Below are 20,907 nucleotides of genomic sequence, written 5' to 3'. Positions count from 1 at the left end.
TGGCCGGAGCGAACGGACTAGTCTTTCGATCACAACGCCGGCCCCGGACCGACGACGTTCCAGGGCAATCAACAAACAAATGGGCTGAAGGAAACGCGCTTTCGCTCTCGGGCGCGGCTCCGCCGTGCGCGGGGAGAAGATGCGCTGGCCAGGCTGGTGGTGTCAGGGCATGCAAGAGAGCTTCTCGTCTCCGTTCATCCGCTATCCGATCGGCACCTCACTGCTGATGGCGGGCATCCTGTTCGTGGGCCTCGTGGCCTATCCTCTGCTGCCGGTTGCCCCGCTGCCCCAGGTCGACTTTCCGACCATTCAGCTCTCGGCTTCGCTTCCCGGCGGCAGCCCCGAGACCATGGCCTCTTCCGTGGCGCAGCCGCTCGAGCGCCAGCTCGCGCAGATCCCCGGCATCACGCAGATGACGTCGACCAGCTCGCTGGGTTCGGCGTCGATCACCATCCAGTTCGACCTCAACCGCAGGATCGACGCCGCCGCCAGTGACGTGCAAGCCGCGATCAATGCGGCGAGCGGCCAACTGCCGAAGAACCTGCCCTCGCCTCCTACCTATCGCAAAGTCAACCCGGCGGATTCGCCGGTCATGATCCTGTCCGCGACGTCGGATACACTGCCGCTGACCGTCGTCAGCGACCGCACCGACGCGCAGCTCGCGCAGCAGATCAGCCAGCTATCCGGCGTCGCGCAAGTGTTCGTCGGCGGGCAGCAGAAGCCCTCGGTCCGCATACAGATCGATCCGGCCAAGCTCGTCGCCAAGGGCCTGTCGCTGGAGGACGTGCGCGCCCAGATCGCGGCTGCGACCACCGACAGCCCGAAGGGCAGCATCGACGGCGCCAGGCGTGCCTACACGATCTACGCCAACGACCAGCTCACCCAGGCCCAGCACTGGCAGGACGTCATCGTCGCCTATCGCAACGGCGCGCCGTTGCGAATCCGCGACATCGGCGAGGCAGTGGCAGGGCCGGAGGACATGAAGACGGCGGCCTGGGCCGACGGCAAGCGCGGCGTGTTCCTCGTCATCTTCAAGCAGCCCGGCGCCAACGTCATCGAGACCGTCGATCGGATCAAGGCGCAACTGCCGCGGCTGATCGCGGCGATCCCGCCCGCGATCTCAATCAAGATCATCAGCGACCGCACCATCACCATCCGCGCCGCCGTCGAGGACGTGCAGATCACGCTCATGACCACGATCGCGCTCGTGGTGATGGTGATCTTCATCTTCCTCCGCAGCTTCTGGGCCACGATCATCCCGAGCATCACCGTGCCGCTGGCGCTACTGGGAGCCTGCTCGCTGATGTGGGCCTTCGGCTATTCGCTGGACAACCTCTCCTTGATGGCGCTGACGATCGCGGTCGGCTTCGTGGTGGACGACGCCATCGTGATGCTGGAGAACATCACCCGTTACGTCGAGCAGGGCGAGAGGCCGCTTGCTGCGGCGTACAAGGGTGCGGCCGAAATCGGCTTTACCATCGTCTCGATCAGCATCTCGCTGATCGCGGTGCTGATCCCGTTGCTGCTGATGGGCGGTATCATCGGCCGGCTATTCCGCGAATTCGCGGTCACGCTGGCGATGGCGATCCTCGTCTCTCTCGTGGTGTCGCTGACCCTGACGCCAATGATGGCCTCGCGCTTCCTGCGTGCCAATCACGAGGCCCGGCACGGCCGCTTCTATCAGTGGAGCGAACGAATGTTCGAAAGCGTGCTCGGCGCCTACGAACGCGGGCTCGATGTCGCGCTACGCCACAGTTTCGTGACCCTTTGCATCTTCTTCGCGACCGTAGCGCTCTCGGTCTACCTCTTCGTCCTGATCCCGAAGGGGTTCTTCCCGCAACAGGACAACGGCTTCCTCACAGCCGTGTCCGAGATGCCCCAGGACATCTCCTTTGCCGAGATGAAACGGCGCCAGGTGGAGCTCAACACTATCGTGCAGGCCGACCCCGCCGTCGATTCGATCGCGATGTTCATCGGCGGCGGCGGTACGGCACTGAACTCGGGGCGCATGTACATCACCTTGAAACCGCGGGAGGAGCGCGACGCCGGCGCACAGCAGATCATCGCGCGGCTGCGGCCCAAGATCGCCAAGGTCGAGGGCGCCAAGCTCTATATGCAGGCCTCGCAGGACGTTCGTCTCGGCGGCCGCGCCAGCCGCACCCAGTTCGAATTCACGCTCCAGGACGCCAACCTCGCCGAACTGAACGAATGGGCGCCGAAAATCCTCGCCGCGATGAAGACACTGCCGCAACTGCGTGACGTCGCGACCGACCAGCAAACCGAAGGCACGACGGTTCAACTCAGGATCAATCGCGACACCGCCGCACGCTACGGCATCCAGCCGCAGCTGATCGATGATACCCTCTATGACGCGTTCGGCCAGCGTCAGGTGGCGCAATACTTCACCCAGACCAACAGCTATCACATCGTCCTGGAGATCACGCCGGATCTACAAGGCCAGCTCGGTACGCTCGACAAGCTCTATCTCAAATCGCCGCTTACCGGCGACGAGGTGCCGCTCTCGGTGTTCTGCAACTGGACCAATGTGCCCGTGCGCCCGCTCGCGATCTCGCATCAAGGCCAATTCCCCTCGGTGACGATCAGCTTCAATCTCGCCGAGGGCGTTGCGCTGGGAGAGGCGACCGACGCGGTGCTGCATGCGGTCGGCGAGATGCGGGCGCCGCCGGCGCTGGCAACGAGCTTTCAGGGCACCGCGCAGGCGTTCCAGCAATCGCTCAGCACCGTGCCGTTGCTGATCCTCGCCGCACTGGTCGTGGTCTATTTGATCCTGGGCGTGCTCTACGAGAGCTACATCCACCCTCTGACCATCCTGTCCACGTTGCCCTCGGCCGGCGTCGGCGCCGTCGCGATCCTGATGATCTTCGGCTTCGACTTCAGCCTGATTGCCCTGATCGGAGTCATTCTCCTGATCGGCATCGTCAAGAAGAACGGCATCATGATGGTGGATTTCGCCATCGCGGCCGAACGGGAGCAGCATCTCACCCCGGAGCAATCGATCCGCCAGGCGGCGCTGCTGCGTTTTCGCCCGATCATGATGACGACGATGGCTGCCCTGCTCGGTGGCGTGCCGCTGATGCTCGGAAGCGGCACCGGTTCCGAAATCCGCCAACCGCTCGGTTATGCGATGGTCGGCGGCCTTCTCGTGAGCCAGGCGCTGACGCTGTTCACGACCCCGGTCGTCTACCTCTATCTCGACCGCTTCTCCGACCTGCTCTCGCGCTGGATGGAGAAGAAGCCGCAGGCCGCCGCCGCGCGCGACGAGCAGAAGGATCACGCGGCGGAATGAGCGCAGCGGAGCATATGGCCCGTGGCTGCTATCCGCCGAGCCCCTGCAACACCAGCCGGTTCAACCTCGCCGCAAACGCCGCAGGGTCTTCCGGCAGTTCGCCATCCAGGATCTGCGCCTGTTCGAGCAGGAGCAGGCTAAGGTCATCGACCACCTTCGAGCCGGCTTGAGCCTTGGTGATCGCCGTGACCAGCGCATGGCGCAGATTGATCTCGAGGATCGGCTTGGTGCGCATGCCGCGGTTCTGCTGCGCCAGGATGCGCTCGAGTTCGCGGCTCGGGCCCTGGCTGTCGGCGACGAGGCAGGAGGCGGAGCTGGTGAGGCGCGTCGAGGCCTTGACGTCGCTGACGCGCTCGCCCAGCGCGGCCTTGATCACGGCGATGGTGGCAGCCTCGTCGGCGGCCGGCTCGTTCTTCTTCGCCTCGTCCGCCTCGTCGACGCGCGGAATCAGGTCGAGGTTGAGGTCGCCCTGGCTCAGCGACTTCAGCGGTTTGCCCTCGAACTCCGATGGCATCGAGGTCCAGAAGGCGTCGACCGGATCGGAAAGCAGCAGCACTTCGATGCCGCGCGCTGTCGCCGCCTCGAGCCGGGGGCTCGACTTCAGCCGCTCGATGCTGTCGCCGACGAGATAATAGATCTCGGTCTGGTTCGGCTTGAAATCGGCGATGACGTCCTTGAGCGAGCGCTTTTCGCCCGAAGTCGTGGTGAAACGCGACAGCGCGAGCAGCTTTTCACGGCGCTCGAAATCCTCGTAGATACCTTCCTTCAGCACCGCGCCGAAGGCCTCCCAGATCTTCGCAAAGTTCTCCGGGTCCTTGTCGGCAAGGCTTTCGAGTTCGTTTACCACGCGCGTCGCCACCGCTTTACGGATCTGCACGAGCTGCGGATTGTTCTGCAGCATCTCGCGCGAGATGTTCAGCGGAAGATCCTCGCTGTCGACGACGCCGCGGATGAAGCGCAGATAGCCCGGCAACAGATCGGCGTCATCCGTGATGAAGACGCGGCGGACGTAGAGCTTGACGCGACCTTTACGCGAGGGCTCGAACAGGTCGAACGGTTTCGTCGACGGCGCGAACAGCAGCACGGCGTAGGAATAGCGGCCTTCGGCGCGGTAGTGCAGCGTCATCGCGGGATCGTCGAAGGCGGATGCGATCTGCTGATACGCCTTCTTGTAATCCTCGGCTGTCAGCTCGGACTTGGAGCGCTGCCACAGCGCGCTCGCCGAATTGATCTGGCGCGGCTCGCCCTCTTCCGGCGCCAGCTCGATCGGGAACAGGATGTTGTCGGAATAGGCGCCGACGATGCGCTCGATCTCGTAAGTCTCGAGATACTTCTTCGCGTCGTCTTTGAGGTGCAGGACGATCTCGGTGCCGCGTGCCAAGCGCACCGCTTCCTCATCGCTTGCGCGCGCAATCTCGAAGCCGGAGCCGCCGGAGGACGTCCAGGTCCACACGTCGCTCTCGCCGGCGCGGCGGCTGACCACGACGATCTTGTCGGCGACCATGAAGGCGGAATAGAAGCCGACGCCGAACTGACCGATCAGGCCGAGGCCGTCCTTGGCTTCCTTCAGCTTCGAGACGAACGCCTTGGTGCCGGAGCGGGCGATGGTGCCGAGATGGTCGATCAGCTCCTGGCGCTCCATGCCGATGCCATTGTCGGCGATCGTCAACGTCCCCGCGGTCTTGTTCGGAATGATACGAATCTTGAGAACGTCGCCCTCGCCCAGCAGCGCCGGACCGGCGATGGCTTCATAGCGCAGCTTGTCACAGGCGTCCGATGCGTTGGAGACGAGCTCGCGCAGGAAGATGTCGGTCTCGGAATAGACGGAGTGCACCATCAGGTGCAAAAGCTCGGAAACCTCGGCCTGGAAGGGCTGCGTATGCACAGCCGTGTCTGACGTCGTCATGCGTTCACCCGGTCAATCGAAGGGGAAGAGACCCGGGATATAACGCGATGGGGTAGTGGATCAAGTGGACGTGAACAATCGCCCTCCCCGCGGAGGGCGACTTATCCCGGTCCATGCCGATCAGGTCACACAGCGGCCGGGCTGGAGCAGCTTTGCGACCTCGGTCAGGGAGCTGACCATCGGCTCGCAGGCAATCGTCGGCTTTTTGCGGCTCTGCTTCTGGTTCGGGAGCAGCACCGGCGGCTTGGCATTGCCGGTCTCGATCACCGCGGGGATGCGCAGCAGCACCGACGTGTCAGCCAGGTCGTTCAGCCGCATCGACACAGTGCGGGTCGGGACCCCCGCCTGCTTGATATCGGGCAGCCGGTCGGCTTTGCTGGAACGATTGACGTTATGGCCCGGCTTGTCTGCAACAGCCTGCCAGCGGTCGGCCAGATCATGGCCGGAGGCCAGCTGCACTGCGCCCACCTGGACGGCGCCGAGCGTTGCGGCAATCGCGACGGCGCCCAAAAATACCTTTTGAATCTGTGACATATCTATCGGTCCCTCGCCCCATGGCGATGCGGGAACAACGGAGCAGAGGACCGGGAGTTCTCAATCGTTAAGATCACTTAACCGTGTGCAGGACCCTGGCAAAAAATTTCGCAACCGCCTGGAACGACTCCGGCGGCGGGGAGTCGTTTCAACAGCCGGCTATTCCCCCCTGCCCCATAAGCCGGCGACGTAGGGCGCGACTGTGGTGATGCCAGTCGCGCCTTACTTTTGTCTGGGCTTCACTTCTGTCTGGGCTTCACTTCGCCTTTTCCGCCAGCCACGCCCGCCCTTCGCCATAGAGCTTCTCGACCTCAGGCCCAGTCAGGCCGGGCATGTCGCGCTTGACCTTGTAGCCGATCAGCTCCTGCATGTAGGCGAGATGGCGGTAGCCTTCGGGCAGCGCGGCGAGGGCTTTCTGGTCGAGCTGAAGTGTCGCGGCGGGATCGACCGGATCGATCCGGTCCTTCTCGTAGATCGGCTGGCGGCGGACGATGCCCCATTTCCCCTGTCGCTTCTCCAGGAAATCGTAGAAGCGTCCGGTGCAGACGACGTCGCAGGGCACGTCGTGCACCGGCGCGCGCTGCGAGATGGTCATCTTGGTCTGTGCGATGGCGCGCGCACCCTCGAGGTCGATGCTGGTGCCGCCGAGGAAATGCAGGATGCGCACGCCCTTGGCAAACCCCTCCTGACTAACCCGCATGAAATCCCGCGCCGGCCCCTGAAACCAGGTGGCGGACATCCAGCCCTCTTGGTGCCAGACGGTGGCAAAACGCTCCCAGTCGCCGGCATCGCGCCACACCGCCCAATTCTCGACGAGGTCACGGATGGCGAGGCGGTCGAGGAGTTCTTGGTCCATGAACACGTCTCCGATGGCACTGCGGCTGCAACGGCCGCTGCACGAGGTATGAGCGGCGAAATTCGACGGCCGTCAAGCGCGGCAGCCGGTCAACAAAAATCCGGCGCACCTTGCGGCACGCCGGATCAGATGTCGTCAAATGCCGGGCGCAGGCGCCTTCCTTACGCCGCCGGTACTTTCGGCGCGCGGTTGCGCGAGTTGCGCTGGAAGAACAGGGCCTGGCTCGCCACCGCCGACACCATCGCCGGCTGGAACGGTTTTGAGATCAGGAACGCCGGCTCGGGACGTTCGCCGGTGAGGAAGCGTTCCGGGTACGCGGTGATGAACACCACCGGCACCTCGAAGGTGCGGAGCAGCTCGTTGACGGCGTCGAGGCCCGACGAGCCGTCGGCGAGCTGGATGTCGGCGAGGATCAGGCCGGGCCGCTTGTTCTTGGCCAGCGCGACCGCATCGGCGTGGGTGCGGGCGACGCCGACGACATTGTGGCCGAGATTCTTCACCAGGCTCTCGAGGTCCATGGCGATGAAGGTCTCGTCCTCGATGATCAGCACGTCGGTGGCGATCTCGACGGCCATCTCACGCCCGGCGGCATCCGCAAGCCGGCGCGTCTCGCTGACGTCGGTGCCGAGAATGTAGCCGACTTCCTCTTCCGAGAATCCCTCAAGCGAGAGCAGCAAAAAGGCCTGCCGCGGCAGCGGCGTGATGTTCGACAGCCGTCGCTCCGGCGGCATCGGCAGGTTCGTCACCTCGGAATCGTCGTTGACGGAAACGGAATTCCAGATCTGGGTGAACAGCCGGAACAGGCCGGCGCGGGGCCCGTGGCTCTCGTCGAGCACCGACGGATCTCCCAGCATGGCTTCCAACATGGCTGCGACATAGGCGTCACCGGATGACTGGCTGCCCGTCAGGGCGCGCGCGTATCGGCGCAGCAAAGGCAAGTGTTCAGCAACAAGCTGTGAACGGGACATCCCCACTCCATTCATCTTCGGGCCGACCTTGACGTGCAGACGTTACGCGGGGGGCCCGGGTTCCCCTGCTGGGCTGATTACGCTTCAGACCGAGAAAAGTTCCGCATCGGGGCGGAACTTTTTCTCGCAGCTCGAATTGAGCCTATCCAGGGAACGGCTCCCGGTTGAGAGAACTTCTCGATTTTACAGTCACTTAACTCGGGGAAACGTGGAACAGGTCATGAAAGATCTCAAGTCTCAAGCAAGCAAAAGCACGACCCCCGGCAAAGGAGGGCTCACTCCGGAAATCCAATCCCGGATCGGCCATCAGCTGCGCGCCATGTACGACGACGTGGTGCGGCAGGGCGTTCCGGACCGGTTCGCGGAACTCATCAAGAAGCTTGATGCGCCAGGAGCGACACCCCAAGTAGAAAATGGTGGCGGATCCAACGACAACAATGGGAGGGATTGATGCCTCTCACCGACTCCCTGCGTAACGACATTCTGGCGGCCGTGCCCAGCCTGCGCGCGTTCGCCATCTCGCTCAGCGGCAATGCGGACCGCGCGGACGATCTGGTTCAGGAGACGCTGTTGCGCGCGCTTGCCAACATCGACTCGTTCCAGCCCGGCTCCAACCTGCCGGCGTGGCTGTTCACGATCCTGCGCAACCTGTTCCGCTCCGACTATCGCAAGCGGCGGCGGGAAGTCGAGGATGCCGAAGGCAACTATGCCAAGACGCTGAAGACACAGCCCTCGCAGAACGCCCATCTCGAGTTCGAGGAATTCCGCACGGCGCTCGATAAGCTTCCGCAGGACCAGCGTGAAGCGCTGATCCTGGTCGGTGCCTCCGGCTTCTCCTACGAGGATGCGGCTTCGATCTGCGGCTGCGCAGTCGGCACGATCAAGAGCCGCGTCAACCGCGCGCGCTCGAAGCTCGCGGCACTGCTCTATGTCGACGGTGCCGAGGATTTCGGGCCCGACGAGACCATCCGCGCTGTGATCGGCGGCAGCGGCGGATAGCGGCGGGCGTCAATCGGACTTAAACAAGACGAAGGCGGCCGCTTCCGCGGCCGTCTTCGCGCGTCTGAAAACCTGATGCGGGCTTATGGATGGCGGGTAGCGTGGCGGCGATCACTCGTCCACGAAGGTCACGGTCTCGGCCACGCTCGCACGCGAGGTGCGGTAGCTGTTGACCTTGTGGGCGTTGTCGGCATAGCCGAACGAGATGCCGCAGACGATGCGGCGGTCATCAGGCAGATTGAAATGGCGGCGGATCAGGCCGGAGTGGCGCGCCAGCGCCGCCTGCGGAATCGTGCCGACCCCGAGCGCCTGCGCGGCCAGCATGAAGTTCGAGACATAAGCGCCGCAATCGATCGCACCGTAGATGCCGAGCGGCTCGTTGGTGTGGATGATGGCCACATGCGGCGCGCCGAAGAAATTGTAGTTCTCCAGCGCCTGCTTCGCATAGGCCGTCTTGTCGCCCCTGACGATGCCGAGCGTGTTGTAGAGCTGAAAACCGCTCTCGCGGCGGCGTTCGAGATAGGCGCCGACATACTCGCGCGGCGGCGTGAAGTCATAATCGTCGCCGAGCCCGCCGGATGCTTCCGCGTAAATCAGCTTGCGGAAGCGCTCCCTGGCCTCGCCGCTGGCGATGATCACCTGCCAGGGCTGACTGTTGCACCACGACGCCGTGCGCTGCGCGGTAGTCAGCAAATGTTCGATCGTCGCGCGATCGACGTCCTTGGCCAGGAAGGCACGCACCGAATAGCGCTCGTTGAGGAGCTCTTCGAGCACGCCGATGCGGTCGTTTTGGTTCACTTTAGCGTCCATTGCCTAGCTCGCTTTTCGTGCCCCGGACGCGACGCAGCACGAAGTGATGCGGCGCTGAGCCGGGGCCCATTGTGGCCTGTCCATCGTGGCTCCCAGGTCCCGGCTCGCGCTTCGCGCGTCCGGGACACGAGATATCAACGTCCCTTCGTCGGAATCTTGTTATACGGCACGTCCTTGTCGACGCGGATGTCGCCCGGCAGTCCCAGCACGCGCTCGGCGATGATGTTGCGCAAGATCTCGTCGGTGCCGCCGGCGATGCGCATCGAGGGCGAGGACAGCAGCATCTGCTGAAACTGGCCCTGCACCGTCTCCTCGTCCACGCCGGTGAGAACGCCGGCCGCGCCCTGGAGGTCCATGGCGTAGGTCGCAATGTCCTGGAGCATCATGCCGGACACCAGCTTCCCGATCGAATTCTCCGGCCCCGGCCTGTCGCCCTTGGACAGCGCCGAGATCGCGCGGTAGCTGGTGTATTTCAGCCCGCTCGACTTCACCGCCCAGCTCGCAAGCTTTGAACGTACGGCGGGATCGTCGATGGCGAGGCCGTCCTCCAGCATCAGGTTGGAGCAAAACTCCAACATCTCGGGGACGCCGGTCGCAAGCCGGGAGCCGATCGACATGCGCTCGTTCATCAGCGTGGTCAGCGACACGCTCCAGCCCTCGCCGACGGCGCCGAGGCGCTGGCTGTCCGGAATGACGACGTCGGTGAAATAGACCTCGTTGAACTCCTGCATGCCGTTGGCCTGCTTGATCGGGCGCACCTCGACGCCGGGGCTTTTCATGTCCAGGAAGAACATGGTGAGGCCCTTGTGCTTGGGCACATTGGGATCGGTGCGCGCGATCAAAAGGCCATAGTCGGAATAGTGCGCGCCTGAGGTCCATATCTTCTGGCCGTTGACGACCCAATTGTCGCCCTTCTTCTCCGCGCGCGTGCGCAAGCCCGCGACGTCAGAGCCGGCCGACGGCTCGGAGAACAGCTGGCACCAGATCTCCTCGCCCGCGGCGAGCTTCGGCAAATGGCGGCGCCTGGCGTCCTCGCTGCCGAACGCCATCACGGTCGGGCCGCACATGCCTTCGCCGATCTGGAACGGCTGGGTCAGCTTGCCGTAGACGCCTTCCTCCTGCTGCCAGATCACGCGCTCGATCGGCGTGGCGCCGCGGCCGCCATACTCTTTCGGCCAGTGCAGACAGGCCCAGTTGCCCTCCGCCTTCTTCTTCTGCCAGGCCTTGCCGACATCGACGATGTCGTGCTGTGCAAGCCGGATGCGGCCGAGCGAGGATTTTGACAGCTCCGCCAAAAACTCCTTCGGCGCGTTGGCGTCGACCCATTTGCGCGCGGTCTCGCGGAATGCGGCTTCCTGCGGGGTGTCATCGAAATTCATGGCGAACCTCAGTTCTTGCTCGGTGTTAGTCCCTCATGGTGAGGAGGCGCGTAGCGCCGTCTCGAACCACGAGGCCCCAGTGGGGCCTTCATCCTTCGAGACGCCGCGTTCCGCGGCTCCTCAGGATGAGGGTCAGCCTCTTCCCTTGGTCGGGATCTTGTTGAACGGCACGTCCTTGTCGACCCGGATGTCGCCGGGCAGGCCCAAGACCCGCTCAGCGATGATGTTGCGCATGATCTCGTCGGTGCCGCCTTCGACACGCGTGCCCGGCGCGCGCAGCAGCATCGCCTGGAAGCGGCCGGCGACCTCGGCATCTTCAGGACCGCTGACCACGCCGGCGGCGCCCTGAAGATCGAGTGCATAGGTCGCGACATCCTGGATCATCGATCCCGCCACCAGCTTGCCGATGGAATTTTCCGGTCCCGGACGTTCGCCCTTCGACAGCGCCGAGATCGCGCGCATGCTGGTGTAGCGCAGGCCGCTCGCCTTCACCGCCCAGTTCGCCAGCCTCGCGCGCACCGCACGATCCTCGATCGCGGGACCGTCGTCGAGCATCAGGCTTGAGCAATAGTCAAACAGCTCCGGAAAGCCGGTCGAGACGCCGGCGCCGATCGACATGCGCTCGTTCATCAGCGTGGTCAGCGACACGTTCCAGCCGTCATTGACCTCGCCGAGGCGCTGGTGATCGGGAATGCGCACATTGGTGAAATAGACCTCGTTGAAATCGGAGGCACCGCTGGCCTGCTTGATCGGCCGCACCTCGACGCCCAGGCTCTTCATGTCCAGGAAGAACATGGTGAGGCCCTTGTGCTTGGCCACATTGGGATCGGTGCGGGTCAGGAGGATGCCGTAATCCGAGTAGTGCGCGCCCGACGTCCAGATCTTCTGGCCGTTGATGACCCATTCGTCGCCGTCCTTTTCCGCGCGCGTGCGCAGGCCCGCTACATCCGAGCCGCCGGCCGGCTCGGAGAACAGCTGGCACCAGACCTTTTCACCGGAGGCGAGCGGCGGCAGATAGCTGCGCTTATGCTCCTCGCGCGCGAATGCCATCATGGTCGGCCCGCACATGCCGTGGCCGATGATGAACATGCCGGACAGCTTGCCGAAGGGACCCTCCTCCTGCTGCCAGATCACGCGCTCGATCGGCGACGAGCCGCGGCCGCCATAATCCTTCGGCCAATGCAGGCAGGCCCAGCCGGCGTCGGCCTTCTTCTTCTGCCAGGCCTTTGCCACTTCCAGGATGTTGGCGTTCTTGAGCTGGGTGCGGCCGAGCGAGGATTTGCGCAGCTCGTCCTCGTACTGTTGCGGCGCGTTCGCCGCGATCCAAGCGCGAGCGGTGGCGCGGAATGCGGCCTCCTGCGGGGTGTCTTCGAAGTTCATGATTTCATCTCTCGGTTCATTCCCCGGACGCTGCGCATCACGAAGTGGTGCGCTGCAGATCCGGGGTCCATTGCGGCCCCTGGGTCCCGGCTCTGCGGCGCTTCGCGCCGCGTCCGGACACGAGCGGTGGGCTACGCCGCGTTCTTCTTGCGCATGCGGTCGATCAACTGGTCTTCCCAATAGGACAGGCTGCCGAGCCCGAGCGCCATGGCGTTGGCGCGGCGGTAGTACATATGGCAGTCGAACTCCCAGGTGAAACCCATGCCGCCGTGGACCTGGATGTTGTTCTTGGCGCAGTGCTGGAACGCCTGCGTCGCGCTGATGCGCGCCGCGGCGGCGGCTTCCGGCAATTCACCTGCGTTGGTCGAGAGCGCCCAAGCGCCGTAATAGCTGTTGGACCGCGCCAGCGTCGCCGAGACATACATATCGGCGAGCATGTGCTTGACGGCCTGGAACGAACCGATCTGGCGACCGAAGGCAATGCGGTCGAGCGCGTAGTCGCGGCCCATCTCCAGTGCGCGGTCGGAGCCGCCGACCTGCTCGAAAGCACACAGCACCGCAGCCCGGTCCAGCACCTGGGTCAGGATGCTCCACCCTTCGCCGGCGGCTCCGAGCGGCTCGGCCTTGCAATCCCTGAAAGTGATCTCGGCCTGCCCTCGGGTCGGATCGAGATTGGTGAGATTCTTCACCTCGACGCCGCCGCTCTTGAGATCGACAATGAACAAGGAAATGTCACCATCGCGTCCGCTCGATCCCGTACGTGCCGCGACCACTGCGAAGTCGGCAATCGCGCCATCCGCAACCGGCTTCTTGACACCGCTGAGCACGCCGTTCGCAGCCGTCAGCTTGATGTTCTTCGGCGACGGATTGCCCTTGCCTTCGAACAGCGCCAGCGTGCCGATCGCCTCGCCGGAGGCAATCGCCGGCAACCATTTTTTCTTCTGCGAATCGCTGCCGGCAATCAGCAGCGCTTCGGCGGCGAGATAGACGGTGGAGGAAAACGGCACCGGCGCATTGGCTCGGCCCATCTCCTCGGCGATCACGCAAAGTTCGAGATGACCGGCGCCCGCACCACCAAAATCCTCGGGAATCGCGACACCGAGAAAGCCCATCTCGGCGAGGCCCTTCCACAGCGCCTTGTCATACGGCGCCTTGCCGTCGAGAATTGCGCGCACCGCCTTGGGCGAACACTTCTCGGTGAGGAATTTGCGCGCCTGGTCGCGGAGCTGCTTCTGGTCGTCGGAGAAATCGAAGTTCATGGCGCGTACCCGTGTTGATGATGTCGATTACTTGAGAATGATGACGGCCTGGTCGGGCTTGTCGGCATAGAGCCGCTCCACCAGCCCGACGCGGCGCTCCAGGCCGGCGCGCTGGTTGATGTAGCCCTTGTCGGTGAGCTCGTTGCCGTCGATCGAGGGCGGCTCCGCCATCAGCATGGCGCGCGCGATGATGCGGCTGCCGGCGCCTTCGCACTCCCGGTTGTGCGCTTCCAGTCCGCGCCGGAAGCAGGCGATCACCTCGGGGTGCTTCACCGCATCCTCGAAACTCAGGTCGGGATTGCCGACGAGTTGGCGGCAGGCATGCAGGTTCGGCCAGGCCAGCAGACCGATGAACGGACGGTCCTGCCCCGCGACCAGTGCATCGTGCACGACAGGCGTCGCAGCCGCGATCGCATCGGTGCGCAGCGAGCCGACATGGACGAAAGTGCCGGTGGTGAGCTTGAAATCCTCGACCACGCGCCCGGCAAAGATGATGCCCTTCACCGGATCGGTGTCGTCGACGAAGATGCCGGCATCCCCGATACAATAGAAACCTTCCTCGTCGAACATCGTCCTGGTGAGATCGGGCTGGCCGAAATATCCCGGCGTGACGTTGACGCCGCGCAGGCGCAGCTCGTATTTCGAGCCGCACGGCACCATCTTCAGTTCGACGCCGGGGAACGGCAGGCCGATCAGGCCGACACGCTCGGTGTCCCAATAGGTGCCGGTCGAGGTCGGCGCGGTCTCGGTCGAGCCCCAGCCAGTGTAGAACACGATGCGCTCGCCGGTGGTTTTCACGGCGAAAGCTTGCATGCGATCGTAGAGATCATCAGGCAGCCGCGCGCCGCCATAGGCCATGATCGAGAGGTTCTTGAAGAAGGAGCGGCACAACGCATCATCCTTCTCCATGGCCGCTGCCAACGCAGCATAGCCGGCCGGCACGTTGGCGTAATAGGTCGGCGATATCTCGCGCAGATTCCGGAGCGTCTCCTCGAACTGGCCCGGCATCGGCCGGCCATCATCGATATAGAGCGTGCCGCCGTCGACCAGGATCGGGTGGAACGCCGCATTACCGCCCATGGTGTGGTTCCAGGGCATCCAGTCCAGCATGGTGGAGATCGGACCGCTGGGATCGCGCGGCCGCACCTGCATCATCATTGCCGCATTGGCGCACATCATCGCTTGCGTGTTGATGACGGCCTTGGGCATGCCGGTCGAGCCTGACGTGAACAGCAGCTTGCCGACGGTCTCAGGCGTGATCTTCGCGATCGACGCTTCGACATCGGCGGTCACGGGCGTCGCCACGAGCTCGGCAAAGCTGACGCTCTTGATGCCGTCGCAAGGCCGCAGGACGTGAACGATGGTGACGCCGGTGAGATCGAGCGCTTTCAGCGCCTTCTCGAAGGTCGGACCATCCTGCACCATCACCACGGCGGGCTTGATCAGATCGAACAGATATTTCAGTTTGACGTGATCATGGCTCATCAAGGAGTAGGCAGGCGACACCGGCGCGGCTGGGACGCGCGCCTGCATCGCGGCCTGCGTCATCAGCGCGTGCTCGATCGAATTGCCGGAGAGGATCGTAACCGGGCGGCCGTCGAGCGCGAGATTGAGCAAACCCTGCGTCAGCGCATCCACCGTGCGCTTGGCTTCGCCATAGGACACCTTGCGCCATTCGCGGTTCGGACCGCCGCGCTGCGCGAGCCAGATGCGCTCGGGCGCTTGCTTGGCCCACTTCGCCAACGAAGCCGGAATATGCGTCTCGTGAGCTTGCAGCGGAACGCGCGACTTCAGCACAACAGTGCCATCGCCGCGCCGCTCGACGTCGATGTCGCGCTTGAGCCACTCGACCTTGCGAAACGCGGGCTTCGTCATCACCGCCGCCGCATTCCCACTCATTTTGCGTCTCCCGGAATTTCTCGTCCTTTACGGATCTTCATTGTCAGCGCTTGATATAGACAGGCTTTCGCTTCTCAAGGAAGGCCCTGATGCCTTCCGAAAATTCCTCGGAGCGGCTGCACAGGACCTGGTTGCGGTCCTCCATCGCGATAACGGCTTCCAGCGATCCGGCATCGACGCTCATGTTGAGGCATTCTTTGGACAGGCGCAGGCCCACGGGCGACGCCGTGATCATCGCGTCGACATAAGGTTCGGCGGCGTCATCGAGCTTGTCCTCGTCGACGACCTCGGAGACCAGCCCGACCGCCAGCGCGCGGTCGGCGCCGATGAAGCGCCCAGTGAGGATCAACTCCGAGGCCACGGAGACACCGACGAGACGCGGCAGGAAATAGCTGGTGCCGATGTCGCAGCCGCCGAGGCCGAGCTTGAGGAAGGCGCAGTTCATTCGGGCCGACTTCGTGGCGATGCGGATGTCGGAGGCAAGCGCCAGCGCAAAACCGCCGCCGGCCGCCGCGCCCTGTACCAGAGAAATGATCGGCTGCGGACAACGACGCATCAGCATGACGATGTCGGCGATGCGCCGCTGTGAATCCAGCGACTCGGTGACGCCGGGCGGCTCCTGCTGTCCGGCACGACGCGCCATCGCCGCCTTGAGATCGAGGCCTGCGCAAAAGTTCTTGCCGGCGCCCTTCAGCACCACGACGCGCGTATCGCGGTTGCGCTGGAGGCCCTGGAAGTAGACGTTGAGTGCGTCGATCAGCGCCGGATCAAGCGCGTTGAGGCTCTCAGGACGATTGAGCGTCACCGTGTCGACGCCGTCGTTGTGCTCGATCAGCAGCGGTTCGGACATGAGGCGCCTCGTGCTTGCCGCCGATCGCGGTGCCGATTGCTACGCCCTCTCCCCTTGTGAGAGGGCATGTACGCTGTGAGCCCAGAGTTCACTTGGGTGAGGGGTTTGTCTCCGTGGACGCAAACCCCTCATCCGGCGCGCTCAGGAGCGCAATTGCGCTCCAAAGCGCGCCACCTTCTCCCACAAGGGGGGAAGGAAGAAGAGCTACCGCGGCGCCATGCGGATGGCACCGTCGAGACGGATGGTCTCGCCGTTGAGCATCGCGTTCTCGACCATGTGCACGGCGAGCGCGCCGTATTCGTTCGCATCGCCAAGACGCGAGGGATGGGGCACCTGGGCGCCCAGGCTCTTGCGGGCCTCTTCGTTCAGGCCCATCAGCAGCGGCGTCATGAACAGGCCGGGCGCGATGGTATTGACACGGATTTTCTGGCTGGCGAGGTCGCGCGCCGCCGGTAGGGTCAAACCAACAACACCACCCTTCGAAGCAGCATAGGCGATCTGGCCGATCTGGCCTTCATAGGCCGCAACGGAAGCCGTGTTGATAATGACGCCACGCTCTTCACCGACCGGCTCGATCGTCACCAGGCGTTCGGCGAACAGACGCAGGCAGTTGAAAGTGCCTATGAGGTTGACGTTGATGATGCGCGCGAACTTTTCCAGCGGGTAGACGCCATCGCGGCCGACGATGCGCTGCGAGCCGCCGATGCCGGCGCAGTTCATCAGCACGCGCGCGACGCCGTGCGCGGCTTCCGCCTTGGCGATCGCCGCTTTGATCTGCTCTTCGCTGGTGACGTCGGCATGCAGCGCGACGCCTTTCACTTCGGCGGCGACCTTCTCGGCGTTTTCCTTGCTCTGGTCGATCACACCAATCTTGGCGCCCTTGGCGGCCATGGCGCGGGCGGTCGCGGCACCGAGGCCCGAACCACCGCCGGTGATGAGAACCGCTACGTCTTTCAACTGCATCGCAAATACCTTTCCTTGGACGTTTCTTCTCTAGGCTTGAAGAGTTCCGGCCGGATCATCCAGCCGCGGCAGCTTCCTCGACTTGCGTGAGGATGCCGCCGCAGATCAGCGTTTCCATGTGCTTGATATATTGCCGGCAGACTTCGTCGGTGACCGGGCCGACGCCGGTCGCGCGAGACATCGCGTGCCGGCCGAAGAACAAATGATCGCAGGCCCCGATCAGGCTGGTGTAGAACAGCACCGGATCGGTGGCGCGGAATTCGCCGTGACTGACGCCTTCGGCGAGCAGGCGCCGATGGAAATCCAGCAATGGCGCCACGAAGAATTTCGAGACTTCGTCCGCGGAGCCCGCGACGCTCTCGTGCAGCAGATAGTGGATCAGCCGGTTCATGTAGGGAAACCGGTGATAGGCGCGAATGATGCCGGCGATATGCAGCTTCAGCTTCGCGGTTGGCGTAATCGGCTGGGCCAGCAGATATTCGAGGTTGGAGAGTTCCGTCCCCGCGTCGCGCTCGAGCAGAGCCAGCAGCAGACCGTCCTTGTTTCCGAAATGATATTTGACCAGCGCGGCGTTGGCGCCCGACTTCTGTGCGATGTCGCTCAGCGAGATCTCGATCGAGGAGCGTTCGATCATCAGCTCGCTCGCGGCCACGAGCAATTTCTCTGCCGTGGAATTCTTTCCGCTGGGAAGCCTGTTCGGTACGCTGGTAGCCACGGAGATTCCTGAATGCGCTTTGAGAGGCGCGCAGATAACCTCAAGCAGCGCCTCCCCACAAGAGTTAATTGATCGATTGACTAAACGATCAGCCGCCCCTTAAATCCGCGCCGACAACCCATTCGATACAGAACAATCCAGGGAGAAACCGACATGGCCGAGGCTTACATCGTCGCCGCTGCGCGTACCGCCGGCGGGCGCAAGGGGGGCCGCCTCGCCGGCTGGCATCCGGCCGATCTCGCCGCAAAAGTGCTGGACGAATTGGTCGACCGCACCAAGGTCGATCCGGCCCTGGTCGAGGACGTGATCATGGGCTGCGTCATGCAAGTCGGTGAGCAGTCCAACAACGTCGCGCGCAACGCGATCATGGCCTCGAAGCTGCCGGAGAGCGTGCCGGGCACCTCGATCGATCGCCAGTGCGGCTCCTCGCAGCAGGCGCTGCACTTCGCAGCCCAGGCCGTGATGTCCGGCGCAATGGACGTCGTGATCGCCGCCGGCGTGGAATCGATGACGCGCGTGCCGATGGGCCTGTCCTCGCAGCTTCCCGCCAAGAACGGCTTTGGCAATTACAAGAGCGCGGGCATCGAGCAGCGTTATCCGAACATCGTGTTCAGCCAGTTCACCGGCGCCGAGATGATGGCCGAGAAGTACGGCCTCTCCAAGGATGAGCTGGACCAGTACTCCTACAACAGCCATCAGCGGGCGATCGCGGCAACGCAGGCCGGTCACTTCAAGACGGAGATCGTGCCGCTCGAGATCACCCGCGCCGACGGCTCCAAAGACACCCACCATATCGACGAAGGGATCCGCTTCGACGCCACGCTCGACGGCATCAAGGGCGTCAAGCTGATCGCCGAGAACGGCAAGCTCTCCGCGGCCAGCGCCAGCCAGATCTGCGACGGCGCCTCCGGCGTGATGGTGGTGAACGAGCGCGGCCTCAAGCAGCTCGGCGTGAAGCCGCTGGCCCGCATCCATCACATGACCATGATGGGCGGCGATCCCGTGATCATGCTCGATGCACCGCTGCACGCCACCAAGCGCGCGCTGGAGAAGGCGGGCATGACGATCGGCGACATCGACCTGTTCGAGGTCAACGAGGCTTTCGCCTCGGTACCGACCGCGTGGCTCAAGACCACCGGCGCCGATCCGGAGCGCCTCAACGTCAATGGCGGCGCCATCGCGCTCGGCCATCCCCTCGGCGGCTCCGGCACCAAGCTGATGACGACGCTGGTGCACGCGCTACGCCAGCGCGGCAAGCGTTACGGCCTGCAGACCATGTGCGAAGGCGGCGGCATGGCCAATGTGACCATCGTGGAGCGGCTGTAAGCTGCTGCCGCATTAAAGGTGTCGTCCCGGCGAAGGCCGGGACCCATATCCACAAGAGCCTATAGTTAGGGCGAGTTGGGGCGACATCTAACTTCAATTACTAAAATTCGTGGTTATGGATCCCGGCCCCCGTGCGCAATTGCGCACTAGGCCGGGACGACATCTCGTACGCCTTGGGACCGCGCTAATGACTCACCCGTCTGTTCACGCACAGACCACTCCCGACAAGATCGCCTACCAGATGGCCGCCACCGGCAAGGCGATCACCTATCGCGAGCTCGACGGGCTCTCGAACCAGGGCGCGCACCTGTTCCGCTCGCTCGGGCTGAAAGCCGGCGACCATATCGCGCTGCTGATGGAGAACCGGCTCGCCTTCATGGAGATCTGCTGGGCCGCGCAGCGCAGCGGGCTCTATTACACCGCGATCAGCCGCTATTTGAAGCAGGACGAGATCGACTACATCATCGCCGATTGCGGCGCGAAGGTCGTGATCACGACGCCGAAATGCGCCGACCAGATCCAGGGCCTGATCAAGGGTGCAGCCGGCGAGCCGGTCTTCTACATGATGGACGAGCCGCAAGCCGGCTTCCGATCCTACGACAGGGAAGCGGCCGCGCAGCCGACAACGCCGATCGCCGACGAGGTCGCCGGCTACGACATGCTGTATTCGTCGGGCACCACCGGCCGGCCCAAGGGTATCAAGAAGGCGTTCGAGGGCAAGCCGATCGACGAGCCGAACGCGTTTCTGCGCGTCCTCTGCGCCAATATGTGCGGCATGAACGCCGAGAGCACTTATCTGTCACCGGCGCCGCTCTATCACGCAGCTCCCTTGCGCTTCAACATGATGGCGACCGTACTCGGCGGCACCTCCATCATCATGGAGCATTTTGACGCCGAAGAATTCTTGAAGCTGATCGAAAAATACAAGGTCACGCAGTCACAGCTCGTGCCGACCATGTTCGTGCGCATGCTGAAGCTGCCGGACGAGGTCCGCAACCGTTACGACGTCTCCACGCTGAAGGGCGCGATCCACGCCGCCGCCCCCTGCCCGGTCGACGTCAAGGCAAAAATGATCGAATGGTGGGGACCGATCCTGATCGAGTATTACGCGGGCTCGGAAGGCAACGGCGTTACCGTCTGCAACTCGAAGGAATGGCTGGAGCACCGCGGCAGCGTCGGCCGCGCCGTGGTCGGCAAGATCAAGATTCTGGACGAGAACGACGAGGAGCAGCCGACAGGCGAGATCGGCACGGTCTATTTCGCCGATGCGCCTGTTTTCACCTATCACAACGATCCCGAGAAGACGAAGAAGGCCTACAACGCAAAGGGCTGGTCGACGCTCGGCGATGTCGGCTATCTCGACAGAGACGGCTTTCTCTTTCTCACCGACCGCAAGTCCTACATGATCATCTCCGGCGGGGTGAACATCTACCCGCAGGAAACCGAGGACGTGCTCATCACCCACCCTGAAGTCGCCGATGTCGCGGTGTTCGGCGTGCCGAACGAGGAGATGGGCGAAGAGGTCAAGGCGGTGGTGCAGCCGCACGATCCGAAGCGCGCCGGCAAGCAGCTCGAGGCCGATTTGATCGCCTACTGCAAGAGTCGCCTCTCGGCGATCAAATGCCCGCGCTCGATCGATTTCGAAGCCGAGCTGCCGCGCACGCCAACCGGCAAGCTGGTGAAGCGCCATTTACGCGACAAATATTGGCCGAAGGCGGCAGCGAAGATTTAGCGCTTCAAAAAACGACGCCGAGCT

General features: G+C 63.7%; 17 protein-coding genes. 5 read left to right on the top strand and 12 right to left on the bottom strand.

Annotated features, from left to right (window positions below; translation table 11 throughout):
* Nucleotides 1-169 precede the first annotated feature (169 nt).
* Complete coding sequence (locus ABIB00_RS12170; protein WP_354104477.1) at nucleotides 170-3,307, top strand: multidrug efflux RND transporter permease subunit; 3,138 nt, start codon at nucleotides 170-172, stop codon at nucleotides 3,305-3,307.
* 28 nt (nucleotides 3,308-3,335) lie between these two features.
* Here ABIB00_RS12170 and htpG read toward each other — a convergent pair whose 3' ends face one another.
* The 4 genes from htpG to ABIB00_RS12150 form a co-directional block, all read right to left on the bottom strand.
* On the bottom strand, nucleotides 3,336-5,213 hold the full coding sequence (gene htpG, locus ABIB00_RS12165) for a molecular chaperone HtpG (RefSeq protein WP_354104476.1): 1,878 nt from the start codon (nucleotides 5,211-5,213) through the stop codon (nucleotides 3,336-3,338).
* A gap of 120 nt (nucleotides 5,214-5,333) precedes the next feature.
* Entirely contained in the window at nucleotides 5,334-5,747 is a 414-nt protein-coding gene (locus ABIB00_RS12160) for a hypothetical protein (RefSeq protein ID WP_247339564.1), read from the bottom strand.
* 256 nt (nucleotides 5,748-6,003) lie between these two features.
* Nucleotides 6,004-6,603 (bottom strand): nuclear transport factor 2 family protein, encoded by a 600-nt coding sequence (locus ABIB00_RS12155; RefSeq protein WP_354104475.1) that lies wholly within the window; start codon nucleotides 6,601-6,603, stop codon nucleotides 6,004-6,006.
* A gap of 161 nt (nucleotides 6,604-6,764) precedes the next feature.
* Complete coding sequence (locus ABIB00_RS12150; RefSeq protein WP_247351040.1) at nucleotides 6,765-7,571, bottom strand: response regulator; 807 nt, start codon at nucleotides 7,569-7,571, stop codon at nucleotides 6,765-6,767.
* A 220-nt stretch (nucleotides 7,572-7,791) separates the two neighbouring features.
* On the opposite strand from ABIB00_RS12150, the gene ABIB00_RS12145 reads away from it, so the two are divergent.
* Nucleotides 7,792-8,022, top strand: a complete 231-nt coding sequence (locus ABIB00_RS12145; protein ID WP_026232505.1) for a NepR family anti-sigma factor — start codon at nucleotides 7,792-7,794, stop codon at nucleotides 8,020-8,022.
* Nucleotides 8,022-8,570, top strand: coding sequence for a sigma-70 family RNA polymerase sigma factor (locus tag ABIB00_RS12140; RefSeq protein WP_007597240.1), 549 nt, complete (start codon nucleotides 8,022-8,024; stop codon nucleotides 8,568-8,570). Before ABIB00_RS12145 ends, ABIB00_RS12140 begins: the two co-directional genes overlap by 1 nt.
* Nucleotides 8,571-8,681: 111 nt before the next feature.
* Here ABIB00_RS12140 and ABIB00_RS12135 read toward each other — a convergent pair whose 3' ends face one another.
* The 8 genes from ABIB00_RS12135 to ABIB00_RS12100 all read right to left on the bottom strand — a co-directional run bounded on the left by ABIB00_RS12135 (nucleotide 8,682) and on the right by ABIB00_RS12100 (nucleotide 17,825).
* Complete coding sequence (locus tag ABIB00_RS12135) at nucleotides 8,682-9,380, bottom strand: nitroreductase (RefSeq protein WP_354050688.1); 699 nt, start codon at nucleotides 9,378-9,380, stop codon at nucleotides 8,682-8,684.
* Nucleotides 9,381-9,514: 134 nt separating this feature from the next.
* Nucleotides 9,515-10,759: an acyl-CoA dehydrogenase gene (locus ABIB00_RS12130; RefSeq protein WP_354104474.1), complete on the bottom strand. Its 1,245-nt coding sequence runs from the start codon at nucleotides 10,757-10,759 to the stop codon at nucleotides 9,515-9,517.
* Between the two features lie 132 nt (nucleotides 10,760-10,891).
* Nucleotides 10,892-12,139, bottom strand: a complete 1,248-nt coding sequence (locus ABIB00_RS12125) for an acyl-CoA dehydrogenase (protein ID WP_354104473.1) — start codon at nucleotides 12,137-12,139, stop codon at nucleotides 10,892-10,894.
* Between the two features lie 131 nt (nucleotides 12,140-12,270).
* A complete protein-coding gene (locus ABIB00_RS12120) occupies nucleotides 12,271-13,398 on the bottom strand; it encodes an acyl-CoA dehydrogenase family protein (protein ID WP_354104472.1) in 1,128 nt (375 codons plus the stop codon).
* A 27-nt stretch (nucleotides 13,399-13,425) separates the two neighbouring features.
* Entirely contained in the window at nucleotides 13,426-15,297 is a 1,872-nt protein-coding gene (locus ABIB00_RS12115; RefSeq protein WP_354104471.1) for an AMP-binding protein, read from the bottom strand.
* Between the two features lie 43 nt (nucleotides 15,298-15,340).
* Nucleotides 15,341-16,147 carry an enoyl-CoA hydratase/isomerase family protein gene (locus ABIB00_RS12110; RefSeq protein WP_354104470.1) on the bottom strand — a complete coding sequence of 269 codons (807 nt, stop codon included), beginning with the start codon at nucleotides 16,145-16,147 and terminating at the stop codon, nucleotides 15,341-15,343.
* 204 nt (nucleotides 16,148-16,351) lie between these two features.
* Nucleotides 16,352-17,110: an SDR family NAD(P)-dependent oxidoreductase gene (locus tag ABIB00_RS12105; protein ID WP_247351049.1), complete on the bottom strand. Its 759-nt coding sequence runs from the start codon at nucleotides 17,108-17,110 to the stop codon at nucleotides 16,352-16,354.
* Between the two features lie 55 nt (nucleotides 17,111-17,165).
* Complete coding sequence (locus ABIB00_RS12100) at nucleotides 17,166-17,825, bottom strand: TetR family transcriptional regulator (RefSeq protein ID WP_354104469.1); 660 nt, start codon at nucleotides 17,823-17,825, stop codon at nucleotides 17,166-17,168.
* A gap of 153 nt (nucleotides 17,826-17,978) precedes the next feature.
* On the opposite strand from ABIB00_RS12100, the gene ABIB00_RS12095 reads away from it, so the two are divergent.
* Both ABIB00_RS12095 and ABIB00_RS12090 read left to right on the top strand, forming a co-directional pair.
* Entirely contained in the window at nucleotides 17,979-19,151 is a 1,173-nt protein-coding gene (locus tag ABIB00_RS12095; RefSeq protein ID WP_354104468.1) for an acetyl-CoA C-acetyltransferase, read from the top strand.
* A gap of 187 nt (nucleotides 19,152-19,338) precedes the next feature.
* Nucleotides 19,339-20,883: an acyl-CoA synthetase gene (locus tag ABIB00_RS12090; protein ID WP_354104467.1), complete on the top strand. Its 1,545-nt coding sequence runs from the start codon at nucleotides 19,339-19,341 to the stop codon at nucleotides 20,881-20,883.
* Nucleotides 20,884-20,907: the final 24 nt, after the last annotated feature.

The sequence above is a fragment of the Bradyrhizobium sp. LB14.3 genome (assembly GCF_040547985.1).
Classification (GTDB): domain Bacteria; phylum Pseudomonadota; class Alphaproteobacteria; order Rhizobiales; family Xanthobacteraceae; genus Bradyrhizobium.
The sequence above is the reverse complement of the archived record's forward strand: the minus strand, read 5'-3'. Positions and strand labels throughout refer to the sequence as shown.

Coding starts and splice junctions, on each gene's coding strand:
- ABIB00_RS12170 (WP_354104477.1), top strand. CDS start 170: ATGCAAGAGAGCTTCTCGTCTCCGTTCATCCGCTATCCGATCGGCACC.
- htpG (WP_354104476.1), bottom strand. CDS start 5,213: ATGACGACGTCAGACACGGCTGTGCATACGCAGCCCTTCCAGGCCGAG.
- ABIB00_RS12160 (WP_247339564.1), bottom strand. CDS start 5,747: ATGTCACAGATTCAAAAGGTATTTTTGGGCGCCGTCGCGATTGCCGCA.
- ABIB00_RS12155 (WP_354104475.1), bottom strand. CDS start 6,603: ATGGACCAAGAACTCCTCGACCGCCTCGCCATCCGTGACCTCGTCGAG.
- ABIB00_RS12150 (WP_247351040.1), bottom strand. CDS start 7,571: ATGTCCCGTTCACAGCTTGTTGCTGAACACTTGCCTTTGCTGCGCCGA.
- ABIB00_RS12145 (WP_026232505.1), top strand. CDS start 7,792: ATGAAAGATCTCAAGTCTCAAGCAAGCAAAAGCACGACCCCCGGCAAA.
- ABIB00_RS12140 (WP_007597240.1), top strand. CDS start 8,022: ATGCCTCTCACCGACTCCCTGCGTAACGACATTCTGGCGGCCGTGCCC.
- ABIB00_RS12135 (WP_354050688.1), bottom strand. CDS start 9,380: ATGGACGCTAAAGTGAACCAAAACGACCGCATCGGCGTGCTCGAAGAG.
- ABIB00_RS12130 (WP_354104474.1), bottom strand. CDS start 10,759: ATGAATTTCGATGACACCCCGCAGGAAGCCGCATTCCGCGAGACCGCG.
- ABIB00_RS12125 (WP_354104473.1), bottom strand. CDS start 12,139: ATGAACTTCGAAGACACCCCGCAGGAGGCCGCATTCCGCGCCACCGCT.
- ABIB00_RS12120 (WP_354104472.1), bottom strand. CDS start 13,398: ATGAACTTCGATTTCTCCGACGACCAGAAGCAGCTCCGCGACCAGGCG.
- ABIB00_RS12115 (WP_354104471.1), bottom strand. CDS start 15,297: ATGAGTGGGAATGCGGCGGCGGTGATGACGAAGCCCGCGTTTCGCAAG.
- ABIB00_RS12110 (WP_354104470.1), bottom strand. CDS start 16,147: ATGTCCGAACCGCTGCTGATCGAGCACAACGACGGCGTCGACACGGTG.
- ABIB00_RS12105 (WP_247351049.1), bottom strand. CDS start 17,110: ATGCAGTTGAAAGACGTAGCGGTTCTCATCACCGGCGGTGGTTCGGGC.
- ABIB00_RS12095 (WP_354104468.1), top strand. CDS start 17,979: ATGGCCGAGGCTTACATCGTCGCCGCTGCGCGTACCGCCGGCGGGCGC.
- ABIB00_RS12090 (WP_354104467.1), top strand. CDS start 19,339: ATGACTCACCCGTCTGTTCACGCACAGACCACTCCCGACAAGATCGCC.